We start from the raw sequence: 6059 nt of genomic DNA, 5'->3' as shown, positions 1-6059 counted from the left end.
TTATTGTGACTAACCGTTTTGGTTAGAGAAAGATAAACTTGAGAATCTTCAGTCAAATTTATTGACTCAAAATCCGCTGTACTTAATTTAAATGAATCAACCCTAGGGGTTTGGGGGGTTCTACCCCCCAAAAGCTTGGATTGAGTGATAAAATCGGAAGTAATGCCCAATTTTAGCGGTGATTTTCCCTTTAAAAATAACAACTTAGTAGAAGTTCTACAAAAAGTTGACAAATCCAAAAAAGAGGGTGGATTACCTTCAAGATAACCCCCCCCGAAAACTACCATTAATTATCTGTAATCAACCGGTATTTCTCATCCCTGCGGCAATACCATTAATCGTCATTAAAGCACCCCTTAATAACTCCTCTTTAGAGTAGCGGAAATGAATCACACCGGATTGAGCTTGACTGTTGTATTGACGTAAACGCTTGAGGAGAGACACCTGTAGGAAACCGAGGGGAACGATCGAACCGTTGCGTAACTGCACCGAGCGCTGTAAATTCGGATCATTATCCAATAAATGTTTCTCGCCGGTGATCTGGAGAACAATCTCGCTAGTGCGATTATATTCCTCTTTGATCCTTTCAAACAGACGTTGAAAACGTTCTCGATCTTCCTGTTTAGAAAGTTCACTGACGTAGTGATAGGCCATCTGTAGGTCCACCTTCGATAGAGTCATTTCTGCCTTAGAAATCACCATCTGGAAGAAAGGCCACTTGTGATAAAAATGGCGTAACAATTCCAAATTTCTGCTAGGAGAATCATCGAGAAACATCTGTAAAGCTGTCCCTAAACCATACCAAGCCGGTAAAAGAAAACGGGTTTGGGTCCAACTAAATACCCAGGGAATTGCCCGCAGGGTACTTAAATCCTGTTGACCACTTTTCCGGCGCGCTGGTCGGGAACTAATCTGTAAAAGACTAATTTCAGGAATGGGAGTCACGGACAGGAAGAAATCTAAAAAGTCCGGTTCTTCATAAATCAAACTGCGATAGGTTTGCCGTGAACGGGTGGCCAACTCCTCCATGATGCGATTCCAAGGTTCGAGATCATCAAAACCACTGCCCAGTAAACTTGCCTGTATGACTGCCGTTACAGCCGTTTCTAGGTTATACAAGGCCAATTCTGGTAAAGAGTATTTCGAGGCTAAAACCTCGCCTTGTTCGGTGATTTTAATGCGACCGTTAATCGTTCCCCGGGGTTGGGCGAGGATAGCGGCGTAGGCCGGTCCACCACCCCGACCGACGGAACCGCCCCGGCCATGAAAAAGACGTAGATTCACGCCGTATTGTTTAGCGGTTTTTTGTAAAGCCTTCTGGGCCTTATGAATTTCCCAATTACTGCTCAAAAAGCCGGAATCTTTATTACTATCGGAGTAACCCACCATAATCTCCTGTAAATTACTCGGTTCCAAGATGGCAGGTTCCGGGGTCACGTCCTCCCCGTTTAAAGCCCCTAAATGGTCGTAACCGCCGGCTAGGGTTGCCCGATAGAGGGGCAATTCAAACAAAGTCTCCATGATGCCAGGGGCGTGTTTGAGGTCATCGACGGTTTCAAAGAGGGGAACGATGCGGAGGGAACTGCGGCTAGTGGCGGGGTCGTATAAACCGGCTTCTTGGGCTAATAACAGCACTTCTAGCACATCGCTGGCCTCGTTGGTCATGCTGATAATGTAGGTTTGGCAGATTTCCAGACCAAATTCCCCTTGCAGACTTCTTAAAACTCGCAGGGTTTCAATGGTTTCGCAGGTTCTTTCCGAAAAGGGCATTTCCCGGGGAATTAAGGGGCGACGGGTTTTTAATTCCTCCACTAACCAGGCGATTTTTTCTGATTCGCTTAATTGGCCGTAGGGTTTGGGCAAAACTCCGAGATATTCAGCGATTTCTTCGATACATTCGGCGTGACGGGTGGATTCCTGCCGAAAATCTAACTGAGTCAGGACAAAGCCAAAAATCTCCACTTGGGCGATCATTCGATCGAGTTCTTGACAGGAAAGACCGGTTTGCAAGAGACTGCGCTGTAATAGCTGTAATTCGGCTAAAAACTCGGAACCGGAGCGATAGATGTTGGTTTCGTTGAGTTTAGTTAATAATTGTCGTTCTTCTGGGTCATTGAGCCGATCATTGCGATCGCGCGTATTTTCCAGACGTTTTTGAATAAAGGCCAATTTGAGGCGATAGGGTTCCTGACGGTAGCGGATTGCTAACTGACTATAGATTTCGGGCATTTGCTGTTTATCTCTGTCCAGGGAGTCCAGCAACTCCGGCAAGACGTGACACCAGTGCAGGGAGGCACTTAAAATACTGGTCAGGTCGCGAATAGCATCGAGATATTTTTTAATAACGAGATTGCGCTGATAACAGCAGGTTTTCCAGGTGACTTCGGGGGTAACGGAGGGATTGCCATCCCGATCTCCCCCTACCCAAGAACCGAAGCGACAGAAGTTATTTTTCGGCGCTCGTAAACGGGGAAAGGAGGATTCTAGACTTTGCTTCAGACGCAGGGTTAACTGGGGTAGGGAATCAAAGAGAACTTCATCGAAGTAGTGGAGGGCATAATCCACTTCATCGACGACGGTGGGTTTAAATTGGTGTAGTTCATCTGTTCGCCACCAAAAACGAATTTCTTCTTTTAACTGTTTGGTGACTGTTTGTGCTTCTCTGGAGTTAGTTAACCCCATACTGCGAAAGATTTCTTCTGCTTGGTCGAGTTTTTCGAGAATGCCTGAGATACGGCGCTGTTTAATGCGAATGGTATGACGGACAATTTCCGTGGGGTGGGCCGTGAAAACCAGACGAATATCTAACTGATCGAGAAGACGCTGAATTTCTTGGGGGGGGACGTTAACCTGTTTGAGATAGGGAAATAACCAGTGAAATAGTCCCGATTTTGGGCTGGAGTGATCGGACTCGTTCAGGGTTTTTTCTAGCCAATCGGCCCCGACAATGGTGGCTAAAATGCTTTTTTGCGTTGGGTCAGCCTTGGGACTTTCGTTTTCTTCCCCGATCACCGTCCGTCGCAGTAGTTGCTGATCCCTTTGTTCGTAGTGTTGTTCAATAATATTTATTAACTGGAAATAGAGGGCAAAAGCGCGGGTAACTTTGATCGCTTCCCCTAGTTCCAAGTCTTCGATCATTTTGGCGATCATTGCTTCCGGACTATCATCGGTCACTTGTCCTTCCTCAGAACAGAGATGGCGCAGTAATTCCAGTAAATCGACTAATTCTTGACCACATTCGGAGACTAAGACTTCTTTCCATAAATCTTCGATTAATTTCAGTCTTTGCTGCAGAAACAGGTTGGAAGTGCTGAAAATATCCTGTTCGGTTTCGGTCGAGGGGACAAGGACGCTCATAATTTTAATCAGTAATCAGTAATCAGTAATCAGTAATCAGTAATCAGTAATCAGTAATCAGTAACCAGTAATCAGTAACCAGTAATCAGTAATCAGTAATCAGTAATCAGTAATCAGTAATCAGTAATCAGTAATCAGTAATCAGTAATCAGTAATCAGTAATCAGTAATCAGTGAAAAGAAAGCTCAGAACTTACCACTTAATACTATTCACTGAAAACTCAAATCTGATCATTGATAACTGATCTATCGGGATTAGTTCTTAGGGTTTGTCAAAGATGAGATTATATCCCCAAGAATCACATTTTTTCCTATTTTTAACAAAAACTTCACTATTTTTGCCTCTTTTCAGGGGGCAAAAGGACTTTTTTCTTGGATTATTGGTCACTGTTTACTGGTAACTGATCGGGAATATTGAGCAGCGGCAAGCGATCGCCACGAAAGATTTCCTCACTGTCTTTCCCGACTTCTATCAACCAATTATTAATAGAACGTAGTCCCAAGTAGGATAAAAGAAAGGGACTGACCGCTAGACTAAGCCAAAGCTCGATCGGTTGAGTTTTCATGGCAATTTCTCGGTTAAAGGACGGCGTTTGATCCGACGAATCGGAAAATTAGCAATTAGGGCTGTAGTTCGTTGGTCACTTTCTAAGAGTAACTCGGTTTCCTCGGTGTCGATATCAAGATAACGACTGACCACTTCTAAGATTTCTTGACGCATCATATTGAGAATTTCGGGACTAAGATCGGCGCGATCATGGGCCAGAATAAGTTTTAAGCGTTTTTTAGCTTGGTCGCCACTTTTGCCCGAACCGCGCCATGCTAGAAGTTTATCGATCAGGTCATTCATAGTAGGTTAAGGGGTTGAGATGAGAGAGTTTAAGGCCCAAACAAGCGACGACGCAGACGAGTGAGAAAACCTTCCTGACCGGCCATTAAATCTAGAAACGGCACATCGCGACCCTGTAAACGCTGGGCAATGTTTCTAAAGGCCATGGAGGGGAGAGAGGTCTTCTCCTCTAATACTAATGGTTCCCCTTTATTAGTGGAAATAATAATTCTTTGATCGTCGGGAATAATCCCCAACAGGGGAATTACCAAGAGGTCGAGAATATCCTCGACGCTGATCATCTGATTAAGTTGGATCATTTCTGGCCGCAGCCGGTTGACAATCAGACGGATACTCTTAATATCTTCGCTTTCTAGTAATCCCACCACGCGATCGGCATCTCTCACCGCCGACATTTCCGGAGTAGTAACGATGATCGCTTCTTGAGCAGCGGCGATCGCATTGCGGAAACCCATTTCAATTCCTGCCGGGCAATCAATCAATACATAGTCATAACTTTTTGACAATTGGGCGACTAAATCCTTCATTTGAGCGCCAGTAATTGCCTCTTTGGTGCGGTTTTGTGCCGCCGGTAATAAGACCAGATTTTCCTGTCTTTTATCCTTAACTAAAGCTTTATCAAGGCTACAATCTCCCGCCACCACATCGAGGGCAGTATAAACGATACGCTGTTCTAATCCTAACAATAAATCGAGATTTCTCAGTCCGAAATCGGCATCGACAAGGGCAACTCGACAGCCTAATTGAGATAAGGCTGAACCTAAGTTCGCCGTTACTGTCGTTTTACCAACTCCTCCCTTTCCCGATGTCACCACAATTACACGAGCCATAATTTATATCAGTTATCAGTTATCAGTTATCAATTATCAGTTATCAGTTATCAGTTACCTGTTATCAGCTATCAGTTATCAGCTATCAGTTATTGGTTTGATAGAGTTTTTCATTTCAACGCAGTTAATCCCTATTTTTACTGGTCACTGAATCACTATTTACTGATCACTGTTTACTGGTCACTGATCACTTTTTTTCTACCCATCCCACTTTATCTTTAAAGGTGTAGGTTCTGGAAAAATTATAAGCCCCAATGATGCGGATTCCTCCTTCGCTGATACAGGCAATTTCTGGTTCCATGCGATCGCTTTTTAAAGCCGGGGTGCGTGCCACTAATTCTGCGATCCTCAGTTGAGTTAATTCGATTCGCAGGGCCATAATTACCGCTGCTCGATCGCCGCGGAATCCAGCATGGGCCACACCGCGTAAACCCCCCCAAACTAATATATCGCCATCAGCGACGATCGATCCGCCGGGGTTGACATCACCCATGACTATAACTGTACCCGGGTGACGGATTTCTACACCCGATCGCAGGGTGGTTTTTAAGTACAAAGGTTCGGCGAGGAGGGATGGTAGCGGTTGCTCGTCCCCGAAAACCGTGGGATTCGAGCGCATTTGTTCGACATTGTAACCCATGGTTGCCGCTGCCACTGCGGTTTGTCTTCTTTGGGTTTGGATGGTATGCAGGGATAATTCGGCACTGTCTAAAATTGTGGCGATCGCTTGTAGTTGGCGCGTATCCATCAGGCGATTGTTGGACCGTAGGTGTACTGGTGTTCTAGGGGGGCAGTTTTGGCCGCTATTACGGAGATAATATTTTAATCCTGTCAAGATATCTGTCCAATCCTGACTTGTCTCCCCGGCGCTGGTTTTGGGCAAAATTAGCACCAATTTCTCGCCCTCACTTTTTAGGTGTATTTGGGCGTATCTTTCCATTACCGAGGCTGATGGCTCAATTTTTTCGGTTTCTAAGTCAATTTCTTGATTTATTTCGGTTTTATTTTCATCCATAAAGATAA

The 6059-nt window shown here is 44.8% G+C and carries 5 protein-coding genes; all 5 read right to left on the bottom strand.

What is annotated here, in order from left to right:
* Positions 1–300: 300 nt before the first annotated feature.
* The 5 genes from ppc to minC all read right to left on the bottom strand — a co-directional run bounded on the left by ppc (position 301) and on the right by minC (position 6051).
* Positions 301–3357 (bottom strand): phosphoenolpyruvate carboxylase, encoded by a 3057-nt coding sequence (ppc, locus tag EWV84_RS06645; RefSeq protein ID WP_287077315.1) that lies wholly within the window; start codon positions 3355–3357, stop codon positions 301–303.
* 376 nt (positions 3358–3733) lie between these two features.
* Positions 3734–3922, bottom strand: a complete 189-nt coding sequence (locus tag EWV84_RS06640) for a hypothetical protein (RefSeq protein ID WP_002761679.1) — start codon at positions 3920–3922, stop codon at positions 3734–3736.
* Positions 3919–4206 carry a cell division topological specificity factor MinE gene (minE, locus tag EWV84_RS06635; protein WP_002764792.1) on the bottom strand — a complete coding sequence of 96 codons (288 nt, stop codon included), beginning with the start codon at positions 4204–4206 and terminating at the stop codon, positions 3919–3921. The genes EWV84_RS06640 and minE overlap by 4 nt, the downstream gene beginning before the upstream one ends.
* Before the next feature lie 29 nt (positions 4207–4235).
* Complete coding sequence (gene minD / locus EWV84_RS06630) at positions 4236–5036, bottom strand: septum site-determining protein MinD (RefSeq protein ID WP_286825914.1); 801 nt, start codon at positions 5034–5036, stop codon at positions 4236–4238.
* A 187-nt stretch (positions 5037–5223) separates the two neighbouring features.
* Positions 5224–6051: a septum site-determining protein MinC gene (minC, locus tag EWV84_RS06625; protein ID WP_287077310.1), complete on the bottom strand. Its 828-nt coding sequence runs from the start codon at positions 6049–6051 to the stop codon at positions 5224–5226.
* Positions 6052–6059: the final 8 nt, after the last annotated feature.

The organism is Microcystis sp. M_QC_C_20170808_M3Col (genome assembly GCF_007095505.1).
In the GTDB taxonomy this organism is placed as follows: domain Bacteria; phylum Cyanobacteriota; class Cyanobacteriia; order Cyanobacteriales; family Microcystaceae; genus Microcystis.
Note: the sequence above shows the minus strand (reverse complement) of the source record. Positions and strands in the feature narration are given on the sequence as shown.

Bases quoted from the DNA above. Each gene is read 5' to 3' on its own strand.
- minD (WP_286825914.1), bottom strand. From the start codon at position 5,036: ATGGCTCGTGTAATTGTGGTGACATCGGGAAAGGGAGGAGTTGGTAAA.
- minC (WP_287077310.1), bottom strand. From the start codon at position 6,051: ATGGATGAAAATAAAACCGAAATAAATCAAGAAATTGACTTAGAAACC.
- minE (WP_002764792.1), bottom strand. From the start codon at position 4,206: ATGAATGACCTGATCGATAAACTTCTAGCATGGCGCGGTTCGGGCAAA.
- ppc (WP_287077315.1), bottom strand. From the start codon at position 3,357: ATGAGCGTCCTTGTCCCCTCGACCGAAACCGAACAGGATATTTTCAGC.
- EWV84_RS06640 (WP_002761679.1), bottom strand. From the start codon at position 3,922: ATGAAAACTCAACCGATCGAGCTTTGGCTTAGTCTAGCGGTCAGTCCC.